This is a genomic window from Kosakonia sp. YIM B13571, assembly GCF_042788095.1.
Classification (GTDB): domain Bacteria; phylum Pseudomonadota; class Gammaproteobacteria; order Enterobacterales; family Enterobacteriaceae; genus Kosakonia; species Kosakonia quasisacchari.
Window position 1 is genome coordinate 30,273 of record NZ_JBHZPL010000006.1, and the last position, 25,328, is coordinate 55,600.

26 protein-coding genes are annotated in these 25,328 nt (G+C 52.9%); 17 read left to right on the top strand and 9 right to left on the bottom strand.

Going from position 1 to position 25,328, the window contains the following annotated elements; genetic code table 11:
* Window positions 1–55: 55 nt before the first annotated feature.
* Together ACFX4O_RS15540 and ACFX4O_RS15545 are read right to left on the bottom strand one after the other, a co-directional pair.
* Complete coding sequence (locus ACFX4O_RS15540; protein WP_380211624.1) at window positions 56–499, bottom strand: cytoplasmic protein; 444 nt, start codon at window positions 497–499, stop codon at window positions 56–58.
* Window positions 492–896 (bottom strand): hypothetical protein, encoded by a 405-nt coding sequence (locus ACFX4O_RS15545; protein WP_380211573.1) that lies wholly within the window; start codon window positions 894–896, stop codon window positions 492–494. The genes ACFX4O_RS15540 and ACFX4O_RS15545 overlap by 8 nt, the downstream gene beginning before the upstream one ends.
* 102 nt (window positions 897–998) lie before the next feature.
* Between ACFX4O_RS15545 and ACFX4O_RS15550 the strand changes: the two genes are divergently transcribed.
* Together ACFX4O_RS15550 and ACFX4O_RS15555 are read left to right on the top strand one after the other, a co-directional pair.
* Window positions 999–1,505 (top strand): ESA_00282 family adhesion-associated protein, encoded by a 507-nt coding sequence (locus ACFX4O_RS15550; protein WP_131407551.1) that lies wholly within the window; start codon window positions 999–1,001, stop codon window positions 1,503–1,505.
* Between the two features lie 87 nt (window positions 1,506–1,592).
* Window positions 1,593–2,087 (top strand): TIGR00645 family protein, encoded by a 495-nt coding sequence (locus ACFX4O_RS15555; protein ID WP_017457486.1) that lies wholly within the window; start codon window positions 1,593–1,595, stop codon window positions 2,085–2,087.
* A gap of 41 nt (window positions 2,088–2,128) precedes the next feature.
* On the opposite strand, the gene ACFX4O_RS15560 is transcribed toward ACFX4O_RS15555, so the two are convergent.
* Window positions 2,129–3,169: an aldo/keto reductase gene (locus tag ACFX4O_RS15560; protein WP_380211574.1), complete on the bottom strand. Its 1,041-nt coding sequence runs from the start codon at window positions 3,167–3,169 to the stop codon at window positions 2,129–2,131.
* Between the two features lie 165 nt (window positions 3,170–3,334).
* Between ACFX4O_RS15560 and yghX the strand changes: the two genes are divergently transcribed.
* The 11 genes from yghX to hybG all read left to right on the top strand — a co-directional run bounded on the left by yghX (window position 3,335) and on the right by hybG (window position 13,980).
* Window positions 3,335–4,222 (top strand): YghX family hydrolase, encoded by an 888-nt coding sequence (yghX, locus tag ACFX4O_RS15565; RefSeq protein ID WP_380211576.1) that lies wholly within the window; start codon window positions 3,335–3,337, stop codon window positions 4,220–4,222.
* Between the two features lie 990 nt (window positions 4,223–5,212).
* A complete protein-coding gene (locus ACFX4O_RS15570) occupies window positions 5,213–6,862 on the top strand; it encodes a methyl-accepting chemotaxis protein (RefSeq protein ID WP_131407545.1) in 1,650 nt (549 codons plus the stop codon).
* 68 nt (window positions 6,863–6,930) lie between these two features.
* On the top strand, window positions 6,931–7,218 hold the full coding sequence (locus ACFX4O_RS15575) for a DUF2623 family protein (RefSeq protein WP_380211578.1): 288 nt from the start codon (window positions 6,931–6,933) through the stop codon (window positions 7,216–7,218).
* A gap of 242 nt (window positions 7,219–7,460) precedes the next feature.
* The gene (gene hybO / locus ACFX4O_RS15580; RefSeq protein WP_380211579.1) at window positions 7,461–8,579 is read left to right on the top strand and encodes a hydrogenase 2 small subunit; all 1,119 of its coding nucleotides are present in this window, start codon (window positions 7,461–7,463) and stop codon (window positions 8,577–8,579) included.
* A gap of 2 nt (window positions 8,580–8,581) precedes the next feature.
* Window positions 8,582–9,559, top strand: a complete 978-nt coding sequence (hybA, locus tag ACFX4O_RS15585; protein ID WP_131407541.1) for a hydrogenase 2 operon protein HybA — start codon at window positions 8,582–8,584, stop codon at window positions 9,557–9,559.
* The gene (gene hybB, locus ACFX4O_RS15590) at window positions 9,549–10,721 is read left to right on the top strand and encodes a Ni/Fe-hydrogenase cytochrome b subunit (RefSeq protein ID WP_380211581.1); all 1,173 of its coding nucleotides are present in this window, start codon (window positions 9,549–9,551) and stop codon (window positions 10,719–10,721) included. Before hybA ends, hybB begins: the two co-directional genes overlap by 11 nt.
* On the top strand, window positions 10,718–12,421 hold the full coding sequence (gene hybC / locus ACFX4O_RS15595) for a hydrogenase 2 large subunit (RefSeq protein ID WP_131407537.1): 1,704 nt from the start codon (window positions 10,718–10,720) through the stop codon (window positions 12,419–12,421). The genes hybB and hybC overlap by 4 nt, the downstream gene beginning before the upstream one ends.
* Entirely contained in the window at window positions 12,421–12,918 is a 498-nt protein-coding gene (locus tag ACFX4O_RS15600) for a HyaD/HybD family hydrogenase maturation endopeptidase (protein ID WP_380211583.1), read from the top strand. Before hybC ends, ACFX4O_RS15600 begins: the two co-directional genes overlap by 1 nt.
* Window positions 12,908–13,387, top strand: a complete 480-nt coding sequence (gene hybE, locus ACFX4O_RS15605) for a hydrogenase-2 assembly chaperone (protein ID WP_131407533.1) — start codon at window positions 12,908–12,910, stop codon at window positions 13,385–13,387. Before ACFX4O_RS15600 ends, hybE begins: the two co-directional genes overlap by 11 nt.
* Window positions 13,380–13,718: a hydrogenase maturation nickel metallochaperone HypA gene (gene hypA / locus ACFX4O_RS15610; RefSeq protein ID WP_131407531.1), complete on the top strand. Its 339-nt coding sequence runs from the start codon at window positions 13,380–13,382 to the stop codon at window positions 13,716–13,718. The genes hybE and hypA overlap by 8 nt, the downstream gene beginning before the upstream one ends.
* A gap of 7 nt (window positions 13,719–13,725) precedes the next feature.
* On the top strand, window positions 13,726–13,980 hold the full coding sequence (gene hybG / locus ACFX4O_RS15615) for a hydrogenase maturation factor HybG (protein ID WP_017457498.1): 255 nt from the start codon (window positions 13,726–13,728) through the stop codon (window positions 13,978–13,980).
* On the opposite strand, the gene fucR is transcribed toward hybG, so the two are convergent.
* The 4 genes from fucR to ACFX4O_RS15635 form a co-directional block, all read right to left on the bottom strand.
* Window positions 13,971–14,681, bottom strand: coding sequence for an L-fucose operon activator (gene fucR, locus ACFX4O_RS15620; RefSeq protein ID WP_380211586.1), 711 nt, complete (start codon window positions 14,679–14,681; stop codon window positions 13,971–13,973). The genes hybG and fucR overlap by 10 nt on opposite strands.
* Entirely contained in the window at window positions 14,678–15,664 is a 987-nt protein-coding gene (locus tag ACFX4O_RS15625; RefSeq protein ID WP_380211588.1) for a diguanylate cyclase domain-containing protein, read from the bottom strand. The genes fucR and ACFX4O_RS15625 overlap by 4 nt, the downstream gene beginning before the upstream one ends.
* 132 nt (window positions 15,665–15,796) lie before the next feature.
* Window positions 15,797–16,660, bottom strand: a complete 864-nt coding sequence (yghU, locus tag ACFX4O_RS15630; protein WP_380211589.1) for a glutathione-dependent disulfide-bond oxidoreductase — start codon at window positions 16,658–16,660, stop codon at window positions 15,797–15,799.
* 66 nt (window positions 16,661–16,726) lie between these two features.
* Window positions 16,727–17,284: a thioredoxin domain-containing protein gene (locus ACFX4O_RS15635; RefSeq protein WP_131407523.1), complete on the bottom strand. Its 558-nt coding sequence runs from the start codon at window positions 17,282–17,284 to the stop codon at window positions 16,727–16,729.
* 435 nt (window positions 17,285–17,719) lie between these two features.
* On the opposite strand from ACFX4O_RS15635, the gene ACFX4O_RS15640 reads away from it, so the two are divergent.
* On the top strand, window positions 17,720–18,199 hold the full coding sequence (locus ACFX4O_RS15640; RefSeq protein WP_380211592.1) for a hypothetical protein: 480 nt from the start codon (window positions 17,720–17,722) through the stop codon (window positions 18,197–18,199).
* Between the two features lie 284 nt (window positions 18,200–18,483).
* On the opposite strand, the gene ACFX4O_RS15645 is transcribed toward ACFX4O_RS15640, so the two are convergent.
* Together ACFX4O_RS15645 and ACFX4O_RS15650 are read right to left on the bottom strand one after the other, a co-directional pair.
* Window positions 18,484–20,673 (bottom strand): TonB-dependent siderophore receptor, encoded by a 2,190-nt coding sequence (locus tag ACFX4O_RS15645; RefSeq protein ID WP_380211593.1) that lies wholly within the window; start codon window positions 20,671–20,673, stop codon window positions 18,484–18,486.
* A 310-nt stretch (window positions 20,674–20,983) separates the two neighbouring features.
* On the bottom strand, window positions 20,984–21,211 hold the full coding sequence (locus ACFX4O_RS15650; RefSeq protein ID WP_131407520.1) for a hypothetical protein: 228 nt from the start codon (window positions 21,209–21,211) through the stop codon (window positions 20,984–20,986).
* Window positions 21,212–21,550: 339 nt separating this feature from the next.
* Between ACFX4O_RS15650 and ACFX4O_RS15655 the strand changes: the two genes are divergently transcribed.
* Genes ACFX4O_RS15655 through ACFX4O_RS15665 form a run of 3 tightly spaced genes read left to right on the top strand, consistent with a single transcriptional unit; the run spans window position 21,551 to window position 25,196 of the window.
* The gene (locus tag ACFX4O_RS15655; protein WP_380211594.1) at window positions 21,551–22,564 is read left to right on the top strand and encodes an iron ABC transporter substrate-binding protein; all 1,014 of its coding nucleotides are present in this window, start codon (window positions 21,551–21,553) and stop codon (window positions 22,562–22,564) included.
* A gap of 21 nt (window positions 22,565–22,585) precedes the next feature.
* Window positions 22,586–24,160, top strand: a complete 1,575-nt coding sequence (locus tag ACFX4O_RS15660; protein WP_380211595.1) for an ABC transporter permease — start codon at window positions 22,586–22,588, stop codon at window positions 24,158–24,160.
* A gap of 1 nt (window position 24,161) precedes the next feature.
* Window positions 24,162–25,196, top strand: coding sequence for an ABC transporter ATP-binding protein (locus ACFX4O_RS15665; RefSeq protein WP_380211597.1), 1,035 nt, complete (start codon window positions 24,162–24,164; stop codon window positions 25,194–25,196).
* Window positions 25,197–25,328 lie beyond the last annotated feature (132 nt).

Consider the following 25,328-nt stretch of genomic DNA (forward strand, 5'->3'; position numbering starts at 1 on the left):
GCTAATTCAGGATTATCTTGAGGCGAAGGTGTACAAGCGCGGGATGGAGAAAGGGCTATTTGGTGTTTGTGACTCTCTTTGTTGCCGAGTCTTCTTCCAGTGCGACGGTTGTCACATTCGAGGTGCGGTATTCGCCATCGCTCAGTTTACGGCTCAGGCGTAACGTCGCGGTTTCCCTGCTCAGAATGTACTGATAGTGCGCCTCCAGGCGACCCATGATTTTGTCTTTTAGCTCCGGTTTTTGCGCGATGATCGCGTCAATCACCGCACCGTAAATCTCTTCTTTCACCTGCAGGGGGTAGATTTCGCGACGGTTCTGCCATTTCAGGCGCACCAGCGCCGCTGGAATAGAAACCAGCTCACGCGCTATTCGCTGGATAGTCTCGTTTTTACTTAATATCAGGGCTTCTCTATTTTGCTTTAAGATAAATTCATCGCTTTTTTTCTCATCTAAAGCTAAATAAACGTTATTATTATCGACCTCTTTCACGTTATTCATCCCCGAACTTATAAAATATTGGCGTGTCTTTTTCTCGGGTAATGAGATTAAGCCAAATCTCATTACCTTCTTCATTTATTTGCTGAGTTTTATCCGCAATTATTTGGCTTAATGTTTGAGCATCGATCTCGCCTTCCGCTTGTAAGTCATTAAGTAAACGCGCGAAGGTCTCGATTTTTACCACACGCAATAGCCGCTCTTTAATATGGCGGTCGCGTTCTTCCAGCAGCATATTTCTCGACTGTCCGGTACGATTGGCATTTGCTAATATATCGTTAGCATGTTCAGCGAGTGTTCTTTTACCCTGAGTTAAATTAGGCTCTTTTCCTTCTTCTCCAGGCTTGGTTTCAACGGCAGAAATGTGAAATCGTGCCGGGACAAGATTCTCGGGAAGCATTTCCAATGTCCTTTAATATCAACAGGGAAGAGGGTGTTCAGGCGTGAGGTTCGTTGACAATATCATGGCGCACTTTTAAAATCAAAAAAAAGGAGCCTGCTCATGAACAGTATTTTTTATTCTGTTATTGCTTTATTGCTGCTGACGGGCGGCGTTCTTTTATTGATGCGCGAGTACAATAAAAAAGCTCCCCTTAGTGAAATTGACAATCCGTCTTTGCCACCGCAACCATTGTCAAAAGAAGAGGGGGAAGATCATTTCTCAGCATTAATGAATGCGATTACGCCAGTGTGGTACTGGCGCGTTAATCATGAATATATAGATTTTCTTCATGCGACAATTAAACGCATGAATATGGCGGAATTAAATAGTACGCCTGGGTTATTTGAAGCACAGCGTCGTTGTAGCGATCTGAATTCAGCGGTGTATAAGTATTACGACAATATAAAGAAGCGCTGCGTAAATGGTGAGAAAGTACCGCATTCGGATCTGGATGTGCTCAACCTGCGTCAGTGCTTTCGCGAATTCAGTATGGAAGCATATCCGGCGCTGGTGGTGCTGGTGTGGCCAGAGAACCAACGGCCGTGGGTCAATCCCGAAGAGGTGTAGCGCCGTGTTGCTTTAGTGTTGCAAATTGTTTGCCTGGCTGGGATATACTGAACGCCGGTTTAGCAATCTGAAGAGACTTTACGCAACATGGAACGCTTTCTGGAAAACGCAATGTACGCTTCGCGCTGGTTGCTCGCCCCGGTTTACTTCGGCCTCTCCCTTGCCCTGCTTGCGCTGACGGTAAAATTCTTCCAAGAGATTTTTCACGTCCTGCCCAATATCTTCAATCTGGCGGAAGCGGACCTGATCCTGACGCTGCTATCGCTGGTGGATATGACGCTGGTGGGGGGGTTGCTGGTGATGGTGATGTTTTCCGGCTATGAAAATTTCGTCTCCCAGCTTGATATCGCCGAGCATAAAGAAAAATTGAACTGGCTGGGCAAAATGGACGCCACATCGTTGAAAAACAAGGTGGCGGCGTCGATTGTCGCCATTTCGTCGATTCATCTGCTGCGCGTGTTTATGGATGCCAAAAACGTCCCGGATAACAAGCTGATGTGGTATGTGATTATTCACCTGACGTTTGTACTTTCCGCTTTCGTGATGGGCTATCTGGACCGATTAACCCGCCACCAACACTGAGTTCATTGCCGGGCCGCGTCCTGCCGCCCGGCAATGCCGTTTTACTTATCTGATGAAGCCTGCCACAGATTCAGCTCGCCATCGGCAACGTGCTTATCGATCTGTGCCAACTCCTCTGTACTAAAACTCAGGTTGTTCAACGCCTGAACATTCTCTTCGAGCTGTTCCGGGCGGCTCGCGCCAATCAGCACCGACGTGACTCGCGCGTCTTTTAACAGCCAACTCAGCGCCATTTGCGCCATCGACTGTCCACGGCGCTGCGCCATCTCATTGAGCAAGCGCAAACTGTTGAGATTGCCCTCTGTCAGCATCTTCTCTGTCAGGCCGCGCACTTTTTTGCCTTCACGCTGCATACGCGAACCTTCCGGAATACCGTTCAGGTATTTGCCGGTCAACAACCCTTGCGCCAGCGGAGTAAAGGCAATGCAACCCACGCCGTTATCTTCCAGCGTATCCAGCAGGCCGGTTTTATCCACCCAGCGATTCAGCAGGTTGTAAGAGGGCTGGTGGATAAGCAACGGGATTTTCCACTCGCGCAGTAGCGCCGCCATCTGCTGTGTGCGTTCAGTGGAGTAGGAAGAGATGCCGACATACAGCGCTTTACCGCTCTGCACCGCTTGTGCCAGCGCAGATGCTGTCTCTTCCATCGGCGTTTTTTCATCAACCCGGTGCGAGTAAAAGATATCAACGTACTCAACACCCATCCGCTTCAGGCTCTGATCGAGGCTGGCAAGCAGGTACTTACGTGAACCACCGGAACCGTACGGTCCTGGCCACATATCGTAACCGGCTTTGGTGGAGATAATGATCTCGTCGCGGTATGCGGCAAAATCCTCACGCAGCAAGCGGCCAAAGTTCTCTTCCGCACTGCCTGCAGGTGGTCCGTAATTATTGGCTAAATCAAAGTGGGTAATACCGAGGGAAAACGCTTTGTGCAGCAACGTGCGCTGTGAGTCCAGGGCGTGTCCGTGACCAAAACTGTGCCACAAACCGAGCGAAAGCGCGGGCAGTTGTAGGCCGCTTTTGCCGCAGTATCGGTACTGCATCTGTTCGTAGCGATTCGGGTTGGCGAAATCAGGCATGATGTCTCCTTTCTTTTAATCTTATCGATGAAAATTCGAAACAACGTTTCTATCTTACGTCTGTTTTCTGCACATCAAAAGATGAGGTTGTGTCTGGACGTTTTTTGAGCGAAAAGCGGAACGCTATGCTTTGCTTAGAGAGGCATAAAAAGACGGAGACAAGCGATGACACGTTTAACGGCGAAAGATTTCCCCCAGGAGTTACTCGATTACTACGACTACTACGCACACGGCAAGATCAATAAGCGAGAGTTTTTACAGCTGGCGGGTAAATATGCGGTGGGTGGCATGACGGCGCTGGCGCTGTTCAACTTATTGAAACCGAACTACGCGCTGGCAACGCAGGTGGAATTCACCGATCCGGACATTCATGGTGAATACATTACTTATCCGTCGCCGAACGGGCATGGCGATGTGCGTGGCTACCTGGTCAAACCGACGAAAGCGCAGGGCAAAGTGCCGGCTGTGGTGGTGGTACATGAAAACCGTGGGTTAAATCCGTATATCGAAGATGTGGCTCGCCGCGTCGCCAAAGCAGGTTACATTGCGCTGGCACCGGATGGCTTAAGCTCCGTGGGCGGTTATCCGGGTAACGATGATGACGGTCGCGCCTTGCAACAGAAAGTCGACCCGACAAAGCTGATGAATGATTTCTTTGCCGCCATCGAGTTTATGCAAAAGCACCCGGATGCGAGTGGCAAAGTGGGGATCACCGGTTTTTGCTATGGCGGCGGTGTGTCAAACGCGGCGGCGGTGGCTTACCCTGAGCTGGCGTGCGCGGTGCCTTTTTATGGCCGACAACCTCCGGCTGCGGATGTTGCGAAAATCAACGCGCCGTTGTTACTGCATTACGCTGCGCTGGACAAGAACATCAACGATGGCTGGCCTGCTTATGAACAGGCGTTAAAGGCCAGCCAAAAAGTTTACGAAGCGTGGGTTTATCCCGGCGTTAACCACGGTTTTCACAACGATTCGACGCCACGATACGATAAGGCGGCCGCTGAATTGGCCTGGCAACGCACCCTGGATTGGTTCAAAAAGTATCTCACCTAGCTGTTGCTGCATTGGCAGGGATGCCGTGAAACATGAAAAAAGATGAATATGTCGAATGTTGTTTGTTTTTTAGCGGAAATTAAAGATGTAAGCAATTATTTTCAGGCTTTTACTTCAGTAATTTAAGATAATAGATAATTAACGCAATGCCCTTGGTTTTCTGGCTTTTCCTGGCAGGCAAAAAAGCGTGTTTAATTTACTTTAGGAACCCTTTCTTTCTGCGAAAATTCCTGGAAAAGCGGCTAAGAAATCGTCGCGACCTAAATCGTTGCGAGCTATTCATTATATTTATAAATGTATACAAAAATAATCCGCTGTGGAGGTTTTGTCACAACGGCTAATGCATGACAGAGCAAAGTACGTGAGCCGCAGTACCTCTACAGACCGCGACATGATTGGGTTTTAACATTTTCCCTGTCCCTTTACCTGCCTTACCATGGGGTTGCATTGTGTAAAAAAACATCTTTTTTAACATCGCTTCACAAGTGTTTAAAGCCTGCTTAACTCTTATTTTTTTAAAATTTTCAGCTAATGATTAGTGATATTTATCGGTATTTTTCAAATGATGATAATAACTATTATCGCTATATTCATGCGTGTTTTTTATATCATTTCATGACGGTATTTTTATTTTATAATTGTGGTTTTAAATTTCGTGACACAGAGTTTTAATAATTGGATTTTTCTCTGGCATCATATTTATGACTATTTTAATAATAGAGTTATAAGTGTAAATATCTTTAAAAATTAATGAGTTATTGTTATCTTTGTTAGCGCTTTTCATTGGTGTTAACCACATTAATGGTGAAATAAAGTTAGCAGAATAATCATTTTAGCGGTGACTTAAGTGGCAGAAGAAAGAGAAAAGGTCAACGCTGTTTTCATACAAAAATTTTTAGCCAGACATTTAATATTTTCCTCACCTTGCCGATAAATGGAGATAACTCTCGCCCGCAGGCGAGAAAGCACCATTACCGCAAGGATAATATTATGAATATGCTTCGCAACTTTACTATACGAGCCGTGATGCTGGTGATCCTCGGGATCTTCGGCGTGCTGTGGTCTGGCGTCGGTCTGTATAGCGTTTTTTCCCTGTCAAAAGTGGCTGATGGCAATGAAATCGATCGCCAGCTTGTGACACAAATGACCCTCCTTGGCCAGGGTAATGATCAGTACTTTAGGTTTGTTACTCGTCTTAGCCGCGTAATGGAAGCCAAAGCTGCGGGTGGCTCGCCAGATATGGCGCCGGTGCAACAAGCGCTGGACACCATGTCGCGCAAACTGACTGAGTTTAAAGCCGTATCGCCAGGCCCAATGGATGCCAAAGTATCCGAACAAGTCATTGCCTCCTGGCAGGCGTTGCTGGATCAAGGGGTAACTCCGCAGATGCAGCTTGCGCAGCAAGGCACGCCAGAGGCGTACCGCCAGCAGGCCAATAATGTCACGCCGGGTTTGAGCCGCAGCTTTGGTACGGCGACGGAAAGCTTTAATAAAGCCGCCAGCGCCACGCTTGATGAGACTCGCGTGATGGTCGATGGGCGTACCAGCGTTACTCGCGTGGCGATTATTACTGCGATGGTGATTGGTTTGCTGATCCTGCTGTTCACCGACCGCTATCTGGTCGCCATGCTGGTGAAACCGCTGAACCGCATTCGCGCGCATTTCCGTTTGATGGCGCAGGGCGATCTCAGCCAGCCACTGGAAGATATGGGGCGCAACTGCGTAGGTCAGGTGATCCCGCTGCTGCTAGCGATGCAGGATAGCCTGCGTGAAGCGGTAAGCAGCATCCGCAGTGGCAGCGAAAATATCTGGCGCGGCGCATCCGAGATCTCCACCGGCAATAACGATCTCTCTTCCCGCACGGAAGAGCAGGCCGCGGCGCTGGAACAAACCGCTGCCAGCATGGAAGAGCTGACTTCAACGGTAAAACTGAACGCGGATAACGCAAGCCAGGCCAGCGAGCTGGCGCAAGTTGCCTCGACTACCGCCAGCAAAGGCGGCGCGCTGGTAAAAGAAGTGATCAGCACGATGGATGGTATCTCTGACAGCTCGAAGAAAATCGCCGAAATCACCAACGTGATTAACAGCATCGCCTTCCAGACCAACATTCTTGCGCTCAACGCCGCTGTGGAAGCGGCGCGTGCGGGTGAGCAAGGTCGCGGTTTTGCGGTGGTTGCGGGTGAAGTGCGTAACCTCGCCAGCCGCAGTGCCGGCGCGGCGAAAGAGATTGAAACGCTGATCGCGGATTCCGTTTCCCGCGTAGAGAAAGGCGCGAAACTGGTCAATGACACCGGCACCACCATGGAAAGCATTCTGCGGGCGGTGAGAGAAGTGACCACCATAATGAAAGAGATAGCTTCTGCGACGGATGAGCAGAGTAAAGGCATCTCTCAGGTGGGCGTGGCAATTACCCAGATGGACAGCGTAACGCAGCAGAACGCCGCGCTGGTTGAGGAGATTTCCGCCGCAGCCGCAGCGCTGGAGCGCCAGACCGAAGAGCTGCAACGTTCCGTTCAGCAGTTCCGCCTCTCCAGCGACGAGCAACAGAAACCCGCAGCCACCGCGCTGCTAAAACCGGATTTATCACGCGGGGCACCGCGTAAAGCGGCAGCATCGTCGGATGAGTGGGTTGCGTTTTAATCCGCGCTATCGCCGCCACGAAAGATCGTTATATAATTTTTTATATAGCGTTTGTGGGGGTGATAATAATGGACAACCATTTTGGTAAGGGTTTGATGGCTGGGTTGAATGCGGCGCAGGCGGACAGCGCCAGTAACGTGGCGCATTTCTGCCCGGACTATAAGCGTGGCTTTGTACTCGGGTTTTCGCATCGTATGTTTGAAAAGACGGGCGATCGTCAACTCAGCGCGTGGGAGGCAGGCATTCTTACGCGTCGCTACGGGCTGGATAAGGAGATGGTGATAGATTTCTTTCGCGAGAACCACTCCAGCACTGTGATCCGATTTTTTATGGCGGGTTACCGTCTCGAAATCTAAAAATAAGCTTTGCTCAATATGTCGTTCTCTTTGTGAAGGTCACTTTTGTCGAGGGTGACTTTCATTTTTTTTTTGCCGTTTTGTGCCTCTAAATCCCTAATTTCTCTATGGCTACTGCAACCTGCACCGGCTTTTTGCATAATGACCTTGTTTTTTATGTGATTATTTGTCGGGGCGATCGCAGCATTCATCTGCCAAATAGGTGGAGAATAATCCTAGTCCAGGCTAAGGGATAACAATAAATGGCAGGAGAGAACCAACAATTTGCACCTCAGGGTGTGAGCCGTCGTGATTTTATGAAGCTGTGCGCCGCACTTGCGGCGACCATGGGATTAAGCGGCAAGGCCGCTGCCGAGATGGCCGAAGCTGTTAGCCATCCTCAGCGTCCTCCCGTTATCTGGATCGGTGCGCAGGAGTGCACAGGCTGTACCGAATCGCTGCTTCGCGCGACGCATCCCACCGTAGAAAATCTTGTGCTGGAAACCATTTCGCTGGAATACCACGAAGTGCTTTCTGCCGCGTTTGGTCACCAGGTTGAAGAGAATAAACACCGTGCGCTGGAGCAGTACAAAGGCCAGTACGTATTGGTGGTCGATGGCTCGATTCCCATGAAAGACGGCGGTGTTTACTGCATGGTGGCCGGCGAACCGATTGTCGACCATATTCGTAAAGCGGCGGAAAACGCGGCGGCGATTATCGCCATTGGCTCCTGCGCCGCTTGGGGCGGTGTGGCAGCAGCAGGCGTTAACCCGACAGGCGCGGTCAGTCTGCAAGAGGTGCTGCCTGGCAAAACGATCATCAACATTCCCGGCTGCCCGCCAAATCCACAAAACTTTCTTGCCACGGTGGCGCATATCATCACCTTCGGCAAACCTCCGGCGCTTGACGCCAAAAACCGTCCCCGCTTTGCCTACGGGCGCTTAATTCACGAGCACTGCGAACGTCGGCCGCATTTTGATGCCGGACGTTTTGCGAAAGCGTACGGCGATCAGGGACATCGCGAAGGCTGGTGCTTGTACCACTTAGGCTGCAAAGGCCCGGAAACCTGGGGCAATTGCTCAACGTTGCAGTTTTGCGATGTGGGCGGCGTCTGGCCCGTTGCCATTGGTCACCCATGCTACGGCTGCAACGAAGAAGGGGTTGGCTTTCATAAAGGCATCTCCCAGCTTGCGCATGTGGATAACCCTACACCGCGCGCCGAGAAACCCGACGTCAACCTGAAAGAGGGCGGCACCGTTTCGGCAAGCGCCGTGGGTTTGCTGGGTGGCGTCGTGGGTCTGGTCGCGGGTGTCGGCGTGATGACCGTGCGTGAACTGGGTCGCCAGCAGAAGAAAAACGACGCGGATTCGCAGGGAGACTAGCCGTGAACAGACGTGATTTTCTCAAAGTGGCGTCCGGCGGGGCGCTGCTGGTGGGGGGATCGTCCGCGAGTTTTGCCGCCGCGCAAAACCGTCCGCCGATCCCCGGCTCGCTGGGGATGTTGTACGACTCCACGCTCTGTGTCGGTTGTCAGGCCTGTGTGACGCGTTGCCAGGAAATTAACACGCCACGGCGTAATCCGCAGGGCGAGCAAACCTGGTCGAATAACGACAAACTTTCGCCCTACACCAACAACATTATTCAGGTCTGGCACAGCGGCAGCGGGGAAAACAAAGACCAGCTGCGCGATGGCTACGCCTATATCAAAAAGCAGTGTATGCACTGCGTGGATGCCAACTGTGTCTCCGTCTGCCCGGTGCAGGCTCTGAAAAAAGACACCAAAACCGGCATCGTTCACTACGACGCCAGCGTCTGTACCGGCTGCCGCTACTGCATGGTCGCCTGTCCGTTCGATGTGCCGAAGTATGACTACAACAACCCCTTCGGCGCGCTGCATAAATGCGAACTCTGCAACCAGAAAGACGTGGCGCGTCTGGATAACGGCGAGCTGCCCGGCTGTGTTGAAGTATGCCCTGCGGGCGCGGTGATTTTCGGCACGCGTGAAGAGCTGCTCGCTGAAGCCAAAAAACGTCTCGCGATGAAACCCGGCTCTGAATACCGCTACCCGCGCCAGACGTTGAACGCCAACGACACCTACGTGCATAACGTGCCCAGCTACTATCCGCATCTGTACGGTGAGAAAGAGGGCGGCGGCACGCAGGTGCTGGTGCTGACCGGGGTTCCTTATCAGGAACTGGGGCTGCCGGAGTTGGACGAGCTGGCAACCGGCGCACGCTCTGAGCACGTTCAGCATACGGTGTACAAAGGCATGATGTTGCCGCTCGCCGTGCTGGTTGGGCTGACCGCACTGGTGCGCCGCAATACCCGCGACAAGCATGACGGAGGCGATCATGAGTCATGATCCACAAGCGATGGGCGGCAAACTGCTGAGTAAACCGGTGCTGCTGTTCGCTCCACTGATCGTGCTATGCGCGATCTTTATCCTCAAGCGTTTGATCTTCGGGCTCGGATCCGTATCGGATCTGAATGGCGGTTATCCGTGGGGGATCTGGATCGCGTTTGATTTGCTGATCGGCACTGGTTTTGCCTGTGGCGGTTGGGCGCTGGCATGGGCGGTGTATGTCTTTAACCGTGGTGATTACCACCCGTTGGTACGCCCGGCGCTATTGTGCAGCCTGTTTGGTTACTCGCTGGGCGGCTTGTCCATCACCATCGATGTCGGGCGCTACTGGAACCTGCCTTACTTCTATATTCCTGGCCATTTCAACGTCAATTCGGTGCTGTTTGAAACCGCCGTTTGCATGACCATTTACATCGGCGTGATGGCGCTGGAGTTCGCGCCAGCGCTGCTGGAAAGGCTCGGCTGGAAAGTCTCGCTGCGACGTCTTAATAAAGTGATGTTTTTCATTATCGCGCTTGGCGCGCTGCTGCCGACCATGCACCAGTCGTCGATGGGCTCATTGATGATTGCCGCTGGGTATAAGGTTTACCCGCTGTGGCAGAGCTATGAAATGCTGCCGGTTTTCTCGCTGCTGACCGCGTTTATCATGGGCTTCTCGATTGTCATTTTCGAAGGCTCATTAATGCAGGCCAGTCTGCGTGGCAACGGGCCGAATGAGAAGCGGCTGTTTGGCAAGCTGATTGGCATCTTAAGCGTGCTGTTAGCGCTTTTCCTGGTCCTGCGTTTGGGTGAGATCAGTTGGCGTGACAAATGGCATTACGCGTTCGCCGGGGATTTTTATAGCCTGATGTTCTGGCTGGAAATTGCGCTGCTGGCCTTGCCGCTGTTGATCCTGCGCGCGCCGCGTCTGCGCCGTGATTCCCGCTTTTTGTTCCTTGGCGCGTTGAGCATGCTGCTCGGTTGCGCGCTGTGGCGGCTCTCTTATTCGCTGTTGGCCTTTAATCCCGGCAACGGCTACCACTACTTCCCGACAGCGGAAGAGTTATTGATTTCCATCGGTTTTGTGGCAATTGAAGTCTGTGCGTACATCTTACTGATACGTCTGTTGCCGATTATTCCTCCGTTAAAAACACCTGCGCGACATGAGGCGAGTAAAGCATGAGTCAACGTATCACCATTGATCCGGTCACCCGTATTGAGGGTCATTTACGCATTGATTGCGAAATTGAAAACGGCGTTGTATCAAAGGCCTGGTCGTCAGGAACCATGTGGCGCGGGATGGAAGAGATTGTCAAAAACCGCGATCCGCGCGACGCATGGATAATCATGCAGCGCATTTGCGGCGTTTGTACCACCATCCACGCCATTGCCTCGGTGCGGGCAGTAGAAAGCGCGCTCGATGTGAAGGTGCCGCGCAACGCCCAGTACATTCGCAACATCATTCTGGCTGCCCACTCGATTCACGACCATATCGTCCATTTCTATCAGCTTTCGGCGCTTGATTGGGTCGATATTACCAGCGCGTTACATGCCGACCCGGCGAAAGCCGCCGCGATGTTACAGGGGATTTCTGACTGGCCGCTTAATAGCGAAAACGACTTCAAAGCGGTGCAGGAGAAGATCAAAGCGCTGGTCGCCAGCGGTCAACTGGGCATTTTTGCCAATGGCTACTGGGGGCATCCGGCGATGAAGTTGCCGCCGGAAGTGAACCTGATTGCCGTGGCGCACTACCTGCAAGCGCTGGAGTGCCAGCGTGACGCTAACCGCATTGTGGCGCTGCTCGGCGGTAAATCGCCGCACATTCAGAACCTGGCGGTGGGTGGCGTTGCCAACCCGATAAACCTTGATGGCATTGAAGTGTTGAACCTCGAACGCCTGATGTATCTCAAGTCGTTTATCGACAAGCTGGAAGGGTTTATTGAACAGGTTTACAAAGTCGATACGGCGGTGATTGCGGCGTTTTACCCGGAATGGCTCACGCTCGGTAAAGGTGCGGTGAACTACCTGAGCGCGCCGGAATTCCCCACCGATGCCAGCAATGGCAGCTTCCTGTTTGCCGGCGGGTACATCGAAAACGCCGATCTTGCGACCTACCGTGAAATCAACACCCACACCGATCCTTTCCTGATCAAAGGCATTCAGGAGAGCGCCAAACACGCCTGGTATAAAGACGAAGCACCGCAGGAGCCGTGGCAGGGCACCACGCTGCCGCAGTACACCGGCTGGCAGGAAGAGGGCAAATATTCCTGGGTTAAATCGCCCACTTTTTACGGCAAAACGGTCGAAGTGGGGCCGCTCGCCAATATGCTCTGTAAGCTGGCGGCGAAACACCCGGCAACGACGGAAAAATTGCATGACATCACCGCCATTTACCAGAAGCTCACCGGTAAAACGGTGGCGGTGGAACAGCTGCACTCTACACTGGGGCGCATTATTGGGCGCACCGTGCATGCCTGCGAGTTACACCAGGTGTTGCAGCAGCAGTATCAGGCGTTGATAGACAACATTGGCAAAGGCGATGTGCAAACCATTGCTCATACGGAGATCCCCGCCAGCGGAGAGTTTAAAGGCGTCAGCTTCCTTGAAGCGCCGCGCGGTATGCTCTCCCACTGGATTGTTATCAAAGATGGCAAGATCGATAACTACCAGGCGGTAGTGCCGTCAACCTGGAACGCCGGGCCACGCAACTTCAACGACGATGCTGGCCCTTATGAACTGTCGCTGGTGGGTACGCCAATTGCCGATCCACAAAAACCGCTGGAAGTGGTGCGCACCGTTCATTCGTTTGACCCCTGTATGTCGTGTGCGGTGCATGTGGTCGATGCCGATGGCAATGATGTGGTGTCGGTGAAGGTGCTGTGATGTCGATTTTAGTGTTAGGCGTGGGCAATATTTTGCTCACCGACGAGGCGATTGGCGTGCGCGTGGTGGAAGCGCTTGAGCAGCGTTACCGTCTGCCTGAGCATGTCGAGGTGTTGGACGGCGGCACGGCGGGTATGGAACTGCTTGAGGCAATGGCTAACCGCGATCACTTGATCATCGCCGATGCGGTGGTCAGCCGCAAAAGCGAGCCAGGCGCCGTTATCTGCCTGCGCGATGACGAAGTGCCGACGTTGTTCAGCAATAAAATTTCGCCGCATCAGTTGGGATTATCGGATGTGCTGTCGGCGTTGCGTTTTACCGAAGAGTTTCCGAAAAAACTGACGCTGATTGGTATTATTCCCGCCTCGCTGGAGCCGCATATCGGCATGACGCCGGTGGTGGAAGCGAGCCTGGACACCGCGCTACAGGCAGTGCTGGCGGCGCTGCGTGAATCTGGCGTGGTGCCTGTTTTACGGGAGGCTGAACATGCAAGATGAGGTGATGGGGTTTGATGTTTCGCCGCACCGCGAAGTGCAGGCGGCCTTTATGGCGATTGCAGAACAGGAGATGCACGGTCTGCCGTTTGTCCATGCAACGATGCCGGTGTATGTCACACCGTTCACCCTGTTTGAAGGGCAGTGGTTGGGCTGCGTGCTTACGCCGTGGATGCTGAGTGTGCAAATCTACCCCGGCCCGCAGCAGCTTTGGCCTCGTCGACCGATGAGTCAGCGGCTGGGGCTGCAACTGCCCTATGGCGAAATGACCTTTACCGTCGGGGAATTACCGGCGGTGGGGCAATACCTGAGCTGCTCGCTAATGTCGCCACTCGATCGGGGATTATCCGCTGATGCTGGCATCGCACTTGCCGAAAACTGCCTGAAAATGGCGCTTTCATTGCCAGTGACCGATGCAGCAGTAAGCCGTCGCGCGCTGCTGCAAGGGTTGCGGGACAAAGTGCATGCATGAGTTATCCCTGTGCCAAAACGCGGTGGAGATCATTGAACAGCAGGCACGGCAAAACGGCGCGAAGCGTGTGACTGGCGTATGGCTGGAGATCGGCGCGCTGGCGTGCGTGGAAGAGAGCGCATTACGGTTTGGTTTTGATATTGCCTGCCGTGAGACGCTGGCGCAGGGTTGTGAACTGCATCTCATCCATAAACCGGCGCAAGCCTGGTGCTGGAATTGCAGCCAGACTGTGGAAGCCGAGCGGCATGATGAGTGCCCGCTCTGCCACTGCCCGACGCTGCATATTGAGCGCAGCGACGGCGTGCAGATCAAAAGTATCGAAGTGGAGTAAGGCGAAGATGTGTATAGGCGTACCGGGTCAGGTGGTGGCCGTTGGCGATGATTTTCATCAACTGGCGCAGGTGGATGTGTGCGGCGTGCGCCGCGACGTCAATATCGCGCTGGTGTGTGAGGATTCACCGCGTGAATTGCTGGGACAATGGGTACTGGTGCATGTCGGTTTCGCCATGAGCGTGATAGATGAACATGAAGCGCTGGCGACGCTGGAAGCATTGCGAAACATGGAAATCGAAGCGTTTGCGCCTCAGCGCTGAGGTGCGTCGATGTTGGCGTCGGTCACCATCTGCGTAACCTGCGACAAATTGCCGATCTTTGCTTCGCTGGCGCGATAGAATTTACTCTTATCAATCAACAGTAATGATTGCTGCGCCCGGCGTAACAGCTGGGCTTTGAACGCCGCATTATGGCGGGTGGAATCCCACATATCGCCGCGCGCATCCACGCCTTCGCAGGAGAAGATAAACAGATCAATCTCCAGCGATTTCAGCAGGCTTGCAAGTGCGGGATTCACGTAGCAACGCTCCGTGCGCGCCAGCCGGCCGCCCGAGCAGATAAGCTCAATGTGTTCGCGGCGCGCCATCTCCTGGCAGACCGGCAGGCTGTTGGTCAATACCGTCAGTGGGATATCCGGTAACTGCCGCGCCAGATGAAAACAGGTCGAGCTGGCGTCCAGCGCCAGTGTCATGCCGGTTTCTACCCAGTTAAGTGCGTGGCGGGCGATGTCGGCTTTATCCGCATAGTGACTTTTCAGCCGAGTGCGAAAGGGTTCACCCCCATCATGCAGCGTGCTTGCCCGACCGTGGCGACGCACAATTTTCCCCTCTGTTTGCAGCGCATTCAGATCGCGGCGAATGGTTTCAACACTGACATTCAACTGCGCCGCCAGCGCCAGGGTTGTGATGCTGTGCTGGTTGGTGAGAAGCTGCAGAATCGCTTGCTGGCGCGCGTGCTTCATGGCGTTTCCTCATGCCGTGGCGAGAGTGAAATCAGGATTTTGCCAATAGCCGCGCCGTTTTTACCGGTGTGCTTGATGTGATACATCGCGCGATCGGCGCGTTTCAGCGCATTGACAAAATCATCCCCGGTTTGCACTTCATCAATTCCTATCGACGCGCCTACCGATGCTTCGCCATTATCCAGCTCGAAGGGACTGAGTATGGTGCGTAAACAGCTATGCGCGGTGCTATTAATCAGCAGGCTGCTGAGCGCAAAGGGCAGCAGCAAGACAAACTCATCGCCACCGAGCCGCCCAACAACAGCTCCCTGTGGGCAGGCATCGCGCAGACGCTGGCTGAGTTGAATCAGCAACTCATCGCCGCTGCGGTGGCCGAAGGTATCGTTTACTGCTTTGAAATCATCCAGATCGATAAATGCCACACACAGCGGTCCGGCGAGACTGAGTTCAGCGAAGTGTTGCAGTAGCGCGTGACGATTCGCAAGGCCGGTCAGCGGATCGTGGTTTGCAAGCAGAGCCAGTTGCTCTTCGTACTGCTTCTCTTTGGTCATATCGATATGCGTGCCGGTCACTTTCAGCGGCGCGCCGTTGGCGTCCCTGTCGGTTACACGGCCGCGATCGAGCACCCAGGTCACGGTACCGTTTTTATGCCGCATGCGGTGCAACGCTTCGTAAAACGGCGTTTTGCCATGCAAATGATCATAAAACGCATCCAGCACCTGTTGGCGATCCTCTTCATGCAGGTGATCGCGCCAGACATCAAAATGGGCGCTCAGCGCTTTTGGCTGATAGCCAAGCATTGATCCCCAGCGGCGGTTAAAGATGATGAGCTTGCCGCTGGGCACATCCAGTTGCCACAAACACAGCCCGGTGCCGTCGAGCGCGGCGCTGAGTTTATTGCGCGCATCGCGCGCAATCCGCACCAGCCGGGCGTTGTGCTTTTTTAGATTCTGGATCTGCTGTTTTAGCGCGTTTTCAGACATTTGGCGGGCTACGGGTAAATAAAAGGCATTCTTACCAGTTATTTCGGTTATGTAAATATGGTGTGAAAAAAAGAGCAGAAGGTGTGGAGTATGGCGGGAGAAACCGGGCGGAATGCCGCCCGGTGTGCAAGATCAGGCGTTGCGTTTATCTTCGGTTTGCGTGTCGAAATCGCTGGCGTCGTGGCGTTCATGCAGTTGCTCACTTGGTTCACCGAACGTGCGGTTAACCATGCGCCCACGTTTCACCGCCGGGCGGTCTGCAATCGCTTTCGCCCAGCGCTGGACATTTTGGTAGCTGCCCGCGTCGAGGAATTCCGCTGCGTTATAGGTGTTGCCCAGCACCACATTGCCGTACCACGGCCAGATCGCCATATCGGCGATGGTGTACTCATCCCCGGCAACAAACGTGTGCTGCGCCAGTTGCTTATCCAGCACGTCCAACTGACGTTTGGCTTCCATCGTAAAGCGGTTGATCGCGTACTCGATCTTCACTGGCGCATAGTTATAGAAGTGGCCAAAACCGCCGCCGAGGAAAGGCGCGGAACCTTGCAGCCAGAACAGCCAGTTCAGCGTTTCGGTGCGTTTAGCCGGATCTTTTGGCAGGAAGTGACCGAATTTTTCCGCCAGATAGAGCAGGATTGCCCCGGATTCGAACACCCGCGTCGGCGGTGTGGTGCTGTGATCTCGCAGCGCCGGGATTTTGGAGTTCGGGTTAACGTCGACAAATCCACTTGAGAACTGATCGCCTTCGCCGATGCGAATCAGCCACGCGTCGTACTCTGCGGCACTGACGCCTTTCGCCAGTAACTCTTCCAGCATAATGGTCACTTTCTGGCCGTTCGGCGTACCGAGCGAATAGAGTTGTAACGGATGTTTGCCAACCGGCAATGCTTTGTCATGCGTTGGACCGGAAACCGGGCGGTTGATATTGGCAAACGCACCGCCGCCGGATTTATCCCACGTCCAGACTTTGGGGGGCTGATAGTTGTCTGACATTTTGGCCTGCCTTTTCGTTGATGTGTTGAAGAAGTTAAGCGCTTGCAAAGCAGTGTAGCAGTCGTCTCAGGCGAGAATACGTTGCGCCCAGACCTCAATGTCGTCGCCGCTACCGAGATCGGCCTGCACCAGCCCATTAACCATAAAGGTTGGCGAAACATGGATGCCATTCTGGCGTGCGTATTTGCTGTGCCATTTGATTTCGGTTTGCAGCTCAGGACGGGCAAAGGCCTCTGCCAGTTGCACCCCGCTGTACTGTTCGATGCGTTCAATGATTTGCTGCGGTGTAGTGTGCATATTCGGACCGCTGCAGTGGTCAGTAAATTCAAACTCTTCGCGATGATCGGCAACCGCTTGCAGCACTTTATGCGCGGCGTTTTTGCCGTCTGCAAGCGTCGATGCCGCGAGGATACAACGGACAATCACACCGGAAAACAGGTGCCACGGCTGTGACTGCAGGCGGATTTTCACCGTGACGTTATCCTCGCCGACGTGTTGTAGCAGCGTGTCCAGTTTGTTAAACGCGCGTACAGAAAAAGGGCAAGTAGGTTCGATAAATACCTCGAACGTACGTGGGCCGTGACCCCAACTGAGCGGGGCGGCATGTAGCGGTTGTTGGCTCATTTTCACTCCTGATATTTAATATTTTTTCGCGTTTCAAAGAGTAGCAGCATGCCGCAGGCAGGGGAAAGGCGCTTTGCCGCCGATGCGGTTAAGCAGTAACGCGGTTGCGTTATTTTTCTGGTACGGGCGTTAAAGTGTTGCGCGCTGGCAGGGAAATCTGTTTGTTAAAATTTAGTGATAAACATGGGCTTCGCTTCTGCTTTTAATTATATACCCTGACTTAACATATATTTTTTAATATCCAACTGATTTAAGTAAAATTATTGTTTTATTAAATATCGGGTGCTTATTTAATTTTTGTATGTAAATCATCCTGTTTCAGCGCTATTTGTTATTAATCTGTTTCTTTCGCCTGTCGATAATCGTTATGAGGATCTTTTTTTCGGCTCAGGCAGAGTCATTTGGCGGAATATCTGGTCATTGATAGCGGAGATAATGATGCAGGAGATTCAGGCGATTCAGGCAAGCCCGCACCTTGCCACAACAAAAGAAAACACAAATCCTAAATCGGCGGCTCATGCGGACAACGGTGCGGCAAATAGCGCTTCGCATGATGAGAGCACCAAAGTGACGCTCTCCAGCCGTGCAGAAAAACACAAACACAGCAATGAGATAAAAGCCGAGCAGCAGGTTCAGGAAAAGAAAAAGGTGGATAATCATGAAATTGATTATTCACTGGCGATGACCGGTATTCCGCAATTTGGCGGACGGCTGGTGACCATCGTTAAATATCCGGACGGCAGAACGGAAATGGTTGATGCGTTTTCAGGTAAAAAAGTGACGCAACAAGAGTTAGCCACTGCGCAGCTACAGAAAGAGAAACGCGTAGCTGAGCAACAAAAACTGGACGCGAAAGCGGTAGTGCAGCAAACGCAGATAACGGCGGGCGAATCTGAACCGACGGATATGCAATAAAGATCTCAAGTAAATCCTGTCTTATTTTAGGGTTATTGTTGTTCACTGTATTAATTCAGTATCTATATCTTGATCTTATATTTGGCGGTTGTTGATTCAATATATCTTATATTTGTCATTCGCTGTCCGGGAAATAGAGTAGCCACAGTCATCTATTTGGCTTAAGGCAAAAATAACACGATATATTTTCAGCAAAATAATGGCTGAGGATATCGGCTTTTTCGCGTTTTATGGGGCGTGAATAAAGAAGAGTGTGCCGCCTGATATACAGGCGGCACATGTCATCAGAACAGAACGGAATAATTCAGGCCAAAAGTACGACCGCGACCTTTATAGGTATATAAACCCGCAGCGCCGTAAGTTGGGCTGTATAAACCCGGTGCGCGTTGTCCCCAGGCGGTGGTGTAATCTTCATCCAGCAGGTTTTCAACGCTAAAACTCAACTTACCGACAGGCAGAAGATAACTGCCGAGCAGATCAACAGTGTTGTACCCGTCAATATGCTTCCCATCGGCGTCAGAAAGATCAAATGTCTGTGTGCTTTGCAGGCGTAGCGTCCAGTCGCCTGGTGCCCAGTTGACCCACGCGCTCATTTTCGACGGGCTTGCGCTATCCACCGTCAATTTCTGCCACTTGCCATCGACGCGGGTTTGCGACTTGATGGCGTTAAAGTTCGCGCCGGTGCTCCACTCGCTGTTGCTAAAGAAGTAATCGACCTGGCCTTCCACACCGTAAATACGACGCTGATCATCTTCAATATTGATGGTCATGTCGCTTTTGTTGATGTTGATGGTTTTATCTGAAAGCGAGTAGTAAGCAGCGATCTGCGTACGCAGACTGTCACCGGTGTAGCGCCAGCCCAGCTCGTAGGCATTTACTTTGATGCCGTCCAGTTTCGAATCGTTAACGTTGACGCTGTTAACCAGACGGTAGTGGCCGTTTTCCAGTTTGTACGTTCCGGAACCGTAATATTTCGCCAGGTCCGGGATTTCGAAGCCTTGCGAGAAGTTAAACCACAACTGCTGGCGTTCGCTCAGGTGGCCGAGGATGCCCGCGTTGAACAACAGATTGTTGTAATCCGTTTTACCGCCCGGCACAGCGTCCGCTGAGGTCGCTTTGCCGGTGGCGATGGCTTGCTGCTGCGCGTAGCCCACAAAGTCATCGACTCTGTTTTCCGTGTACTGGTAGCGCACACCGCCGCTCAGAGTGATGGCCGCGATGTCATAGCTGCTTTGCAGGAACGGCGCGAGGTTCGTGATGCTGTAGCCGGGATAGCGTCCGACGTTGTAAGCGTTATCCAGTTTCATCCCGCCGCTGGCGGCGGCTTTGCTGAGATTGAAAAACTGCTGGTTGGCATCGAACGTTTCATGTTCGGCATCCACGCCCCAGGTTAATGTCAGGTCTTCCAGTGGTTTGCTATTCAGGGTGAGTTTGCCGCCGTAGAAATCGGTTTTCTGCTGCGATGCGCCAATGCTGGTCACCGAGCCGCCGGAAAGCGTCGGGAACGGGTAATAAGTCAGGCTTTCGTCACGGTAGTAAATCTGTGCCAGTAAATCCTGGCCCCAGAAATCGCTATTGGCGTATTGCAGGTTGATTAAGTGGCGTTCGGTGCCGGGGATGCGGTCGGAATCAAGATTACTTTTGTTATAAGCGTTGCCTGAGCCACGCACTGCAGAGAAGTTCTCGCCAAGGAAGAGGCCGTGCTTACCATCAGACTGGCTTTTGTAATACTGTGTGGTGAGCTGCAACTGCTGATGATCGTCGATATTCAGTGTGCCAGTACCCATGACATCCAGGCGGTCTGAGTACTGCAAACCGGTTTGCGTGTTATCGATATTCACTTCATTGCCTTTGCCGTCATACCAGCCGCCATAACGCTGGTACGCCACGGAAAGACGACCCGAGGCGTTATCGTTACCACCGCTGACCGCGGCCGCGATGTTCTCGTCGTGATCGTTATGGCTGTTAAAACCGCTTTTCGCGCCGGTCTGAAACTCAACCTGCGTTTCCGGCTGGCCTTTTTTGGTGACGATATTGATTAAACCGCCGGTACTGCCGCCGCCGTAAAGCGATGTCGCGCCGGAAATCACTTCGATGCGCTCAATGTTAAAAGGATCGATAGCATCAAGCTGGCGGCTGTCGCTGCGGGACGAGTTCAGACGTACACCGTCGACCATCACCATCATTGAGCGACCGCGCAAATTCATGCCGTAATTGGTGCGTCCCTGGCTGCTGACGTCCATGCCAGGAATTAACTGTGCCAGGACCTCTTTTAACTCTTTGCCGCCCTGAACCTGTTGCTCTATTTCAGCCTGCTCAATGACCCAGGTGGTTTGCGCCATATCCGTAACGCTGTGGTTTGCACGGCTGGCAGCAACGACTAGCGTCTCTTCTTTTTGACTTTCCGCCGAGGCGTGAGCGCAAAACATCATCAATAAACAAGGGTTTAATGCCCAAAGGTAACGAGATTTCATTGTTATGGTGATCCTGATTTATCAGAAGTACGGCGGCGCTGATCCTCCTGTGCCGCAAGCGATATCGCTATTTGTTGATAGCGATTATCAAGATGATATGAATTATCGTTACCATGTAAACGGTTTATGTAAAAAAATGTTGTAATAACCCGGTGATTTCCATTGGGTTTTTAGGGTTTTATTCTTGTGTCTGAGCAGACGGAGATCGGGGAAGGCACCGGGTTCGATAATAATACCGCCCGGTATAATAAGGTGGCTGATATTTATTGGCTGACGCAATACTGGCGGATGAAAAGGTATTTAGCGTTGTTTAGCGCTTCGTTTTGTTATGCTTTTCTTTAAAATTCGCGATCGCCTGATTGATGTTCTCTGTTTCGATGGCATCCACTTTTTCGCCTTCAAAAAAGACCTCATAGCGATCAGAAACATATTTAAAGGTAAATATCTTACCCTGATAACGCACGCGCTTTTCTTTTACAGACAACCCCCTGCTGCGCATAGCCACTTTTGCCATTGTATCTATCTTTTTATTTTTCATAATTATTGTCTTACCTGTGCAGGTTGTTTTGCGATGTTTGGTATTAAACCCACTCAATCTGATGTTAATTTGTTATCCCCGGAAAAGAAAGCCACGGGTGTCAGATACGCCGGATTAATAATCGTTAGCCTATTTCTCTTGATTTAAGGTTATCTTAATGTTCTGAGCGCCTTGCAGTTGTTTACTGGAGGAATAATTCATTTTTTAAATTTTGATGATATTTAATTTCAAACTCACTATTTTGATAATAATTTTGATTCTCATTTCATTTCCGCTACGATTAAAATCCAGCCGGGCTCGCATGTGCTGACTATTACACATAATTTAAAAGGAATGATGATGAAGAACCGCTTTTTGCCGCTCTGTTCACTTGCACTGGTCATCTCTTCAGTTTTTGCTGCTCCCGCAGCGTTCGCCGACAACGACGACGGTATTGTGGTCTATAACGCGCAGCACGAAAACCTGACTAAATCCTGGGTCGACGAATTCACCAAAGAAACCGGCATCAAAGTTACGCTGCGTAACGGCGGCGACACGGAGCTGGGTAACCAGCTGGTGCAGGAAGGCAACGTTTCGCCAGCGGATGTGTTTCTGACGGAAAACTCCCCGGCGATGACGTTGGTCGATAACGCCGGGCTTTTTGCGCCGCTCAGTGCGGATACGCTGAAACAGGTCCCGGCTCAGTTCCGCCCGGCGCATGGCCGCTGGATTGGCATTGCCGCGCGCAGCACCGTTTTTGTCTATAACCCGACGAAACTTTCTGCTTCGCAGTTACCCGCATCGATCATGGATTTAGCCAAGCCGGAATGGAAAGGCCGCTGGGCGGCGTCGCCTTCAGGCGCCGATTTCCAGGCGATTGTCAGCGCGATGCTGACACTGAAAGGCGAAAAAGCCACGCTCGACTGGTTGAAAGCGATGAAAACCAACTTTGTGCCTTACAAAGGCAATAGCACGGTGATGAAAGCGGTCAATGCCGGGCAGATCGACGGCGGCGTCATTTATCACTACTACTACTTTGTCGATCAGGCCAAAACCGGCGAGAACAGCAAAAATACTCAGCTTCACTACTTTAAACATCAGGATCCGGGCGCGTTCGTTAGCATCTCTGGCGGCGGCGTTTTAGCGTCCAGCAAACACCAGAAACAGGCGCAGGCGTTTATCAAATGGGTCACTGGCAAGCAGGGCCAGGAAATGCTGCGCACCAATATCGCGTTTGAATATGCCGTAGGCAACGGCGCGGCGTCTAACGAAAAACTGGTTCCGCTGGCGCAATTAGATGCACCAAAAGTGGAACCCTCTGCGCTTAACAGTAAAAAAGTCAGCGAATTAATGACCGAAGCCGGTCTTTTGTAATCACGCAGGAATGAGTGCCTGATGTCCAGTTTAAGTCTCCCGGCGGCAAGCAACGCGGCCAGCCAGGCCGCCCGGCACCGCCCTTCGCGGGTGCTGGTGGTATTTGCCCTTTTCGTCGCGGCGCTTGCTTTACTGCCCGTTGGTTTTGTCATCGGTGTCGGTATTGATACCGGTTGGGCGACGGTGCAGGCGCTCATTTTTCGCCCGCGTGTGGGTGAGTTGCTCGTCAACACCTTTTGGTTGATCGCCCTTGCTGTACCCGCAAGCGTCGCGCTTGGCACATCGCTTGCGTGGCTCACTGAACGGACGTCGCTGCCCGGCAGACGCATATGGGCCATGCTGGCGGTTGCACCGCTGGCGATCCCTGCTTTTGTGCAAAGCTATGCCTGGGTTAGCGTTTTGCCCGCGTTTAATGGGCTACCTGCCGCGGTGTTTATCGCGGTGCTGGCTTATTTCCCGTTTATTTATATGCCGGTCGCTGCCGTGTTGCGCCGCCTCGATCCCAGCCTTGAGGATGTTGCGGCATCGCTTGGCACTCCGCCGTGGCGGATCTTCTTTTGCGTGATCTTACCTCAGCTCCGGCTGGCGCTTTGCGGTGGTGCGCTACTGGTGGCGCTGCACTTGCTGGCGGAATATGGCCTGTTTGTGATGATCCGCTTCGATACCTTCACCACCGCGATTTACGATCAATTTCAGTCAACGTTCAGCGGCCCGGCCGCCAATATGCTCGCCGGTGTGCTGGCGCTCTGCTGCCTGGCGTTGTTGTTGCTGGAGACGACGGTGCGTGGTAAAGCACGCTATGCGCGGGTGGGATCTGGTTCCGCGCGTAAGCAACAGCGCCGCGCGCTTGGGCGCTGGAGTTGCGGGCTGGGGCTATTGCTGGCGGCGTGTGCGGTTGTGCTGTCATTCGGTACGCCGCTTGCCGTGCTTGGCCGTTGGTTGTGGCTCGGCGGGCTGGATAACTGGCACAGCGCCGATCTCTGGCTTTCACTGCGCCAGACCCTTTTTCTGGCCGTTTGCGGGGCGCTGATCACTACCGCGTTCGCCATTCCGACGGCGTGGCTCTCGGTGCGCCATCCGCGCCGCGTATTTCGCTTTCTCGAAGGCTGTAATTACATCACCAGCGCATTGCCTGGCATTGTGGTGGCGCTGGCGCTGGTCACTGTGACCATTCATTACGCTCGCCCGATTTACCAGACTGAAGTGACGCTGTTTCTCGCCTGGCTGCTGATGTTTATGCCCAGAGCGTTGATCAACTTACGCGCCGGGATTGCGCAAGCGCCGGTCGAGCTTGAGCAGGTGGCGCAAAGCCTTGGCACATCGCCAGGCAGAGCGCTGGTGAGCGTCACGCTGCGGCTGGCTGCACCGGGCGCCTCTACCGCTGCGGCATTAGTCTTTCTGGGCGTGAGCACGGAACTGACCGCCACGCTACTGCTTTCCCCACTTGGCACGCGCACGCTCGCCACAGGGTTCTGGGCGCTGACCAGCGAGATCGACTACGTGGCGGCTGCGCCTTATGCGTTGCTGATGATTTTGATTTCCTTGCCGTTGACCGGCCTGCTGTACAAGCAATCACAAAAACTTTCGGGTCTTTAAGATGTTAGAACTGGCAACAATTTCGAAAAGCTTTGCCGCCGCGCGCGTGCTGGATGATGTGAATCTGGTGATCCCTGCTGGTAGCCGCACGGCGATTGTCGGCCCGTCCGGGTCGGGGAAAACCACATTGCTGCGTTTGATCGCCGGGTTTGAAATGCCGGACAGCGGGCGCATCGTGTTGCAGGGAAAAACCTTGTTTGGCGACGGCCAGTTTGTCCCGGCCCACCAACGCAACATTGGCTTTGTGCCGCAAGAAGGGGCGCTATTTCCGCACCTTCGCGTGGGGGACAATATTGCCTGGGGGCTCAAAGGTTCGCGCCACGAGAAGCAACGCCGTGTAGACGAGTTGATGGCGATGGTGTCGCTGGACAGTAAACTGGCGGCGCGCTGGCCGCATGAGATCTCGGGTGGTCAGCAGCAGCGGGTGGCGCTGGCCAGAGCGCTGGCACAGAAACCGGCGCTGATGTTGCTCGACGAACCGTTTTCAGCGCTGGACACTGGCTTGCGCGCCGCCACTCGTAAGGCCACGGCGGATTTGCTGACTGACGCGGGCGTCGCCTCCATTCTGGTTACTCACGATCAGAAAGAGGCGCTCTCCTTCGCCAGCCAGATTGTGGTGATCCGCCACGGTCGCTTTGCGCAGGTGGGATCGCCATTCGCCGTTTATTCACAACCGGTTGATGAGGAGACGGCGCTGTTTTTGGGCGACGCGCTGATTCTATCTGCTGAGGTTGCACAAGGGCGTGCGCACTGCCTGCTGGGTGATGTGGTGGTGGATAACCCCGCGCTTTCTGGTGCTCGTCGTATTATGTTGCGCCCGGAGCAGGTGAGTGTGCTGCCGTGCGATGAGCATCAAACTTACCCGCAGGCACAAATTATCGATATGGATTTTGCCGGATACCTTTCGTCGTTGACGCTGCTGTTTTCGCAAAGTGGCGAACGCCTGACATTACAAGCCATTACCCACCCGGACTGGCGACCCGGTATGAAAGTGAATCTTCAGGTTAACGGTAGCGCCCGCGTATTTCCCTGCTGAATGCGATGCCCGGTTAACGCCGGGCTGATTTATCAATTGTCATATTCTTGAGTCCGATCTCAAAACAATGTTTTTACATGTGTAAAACTTCATTTCGTTTTGTATCACCATAAAAATAAAAGCCTTTATTGA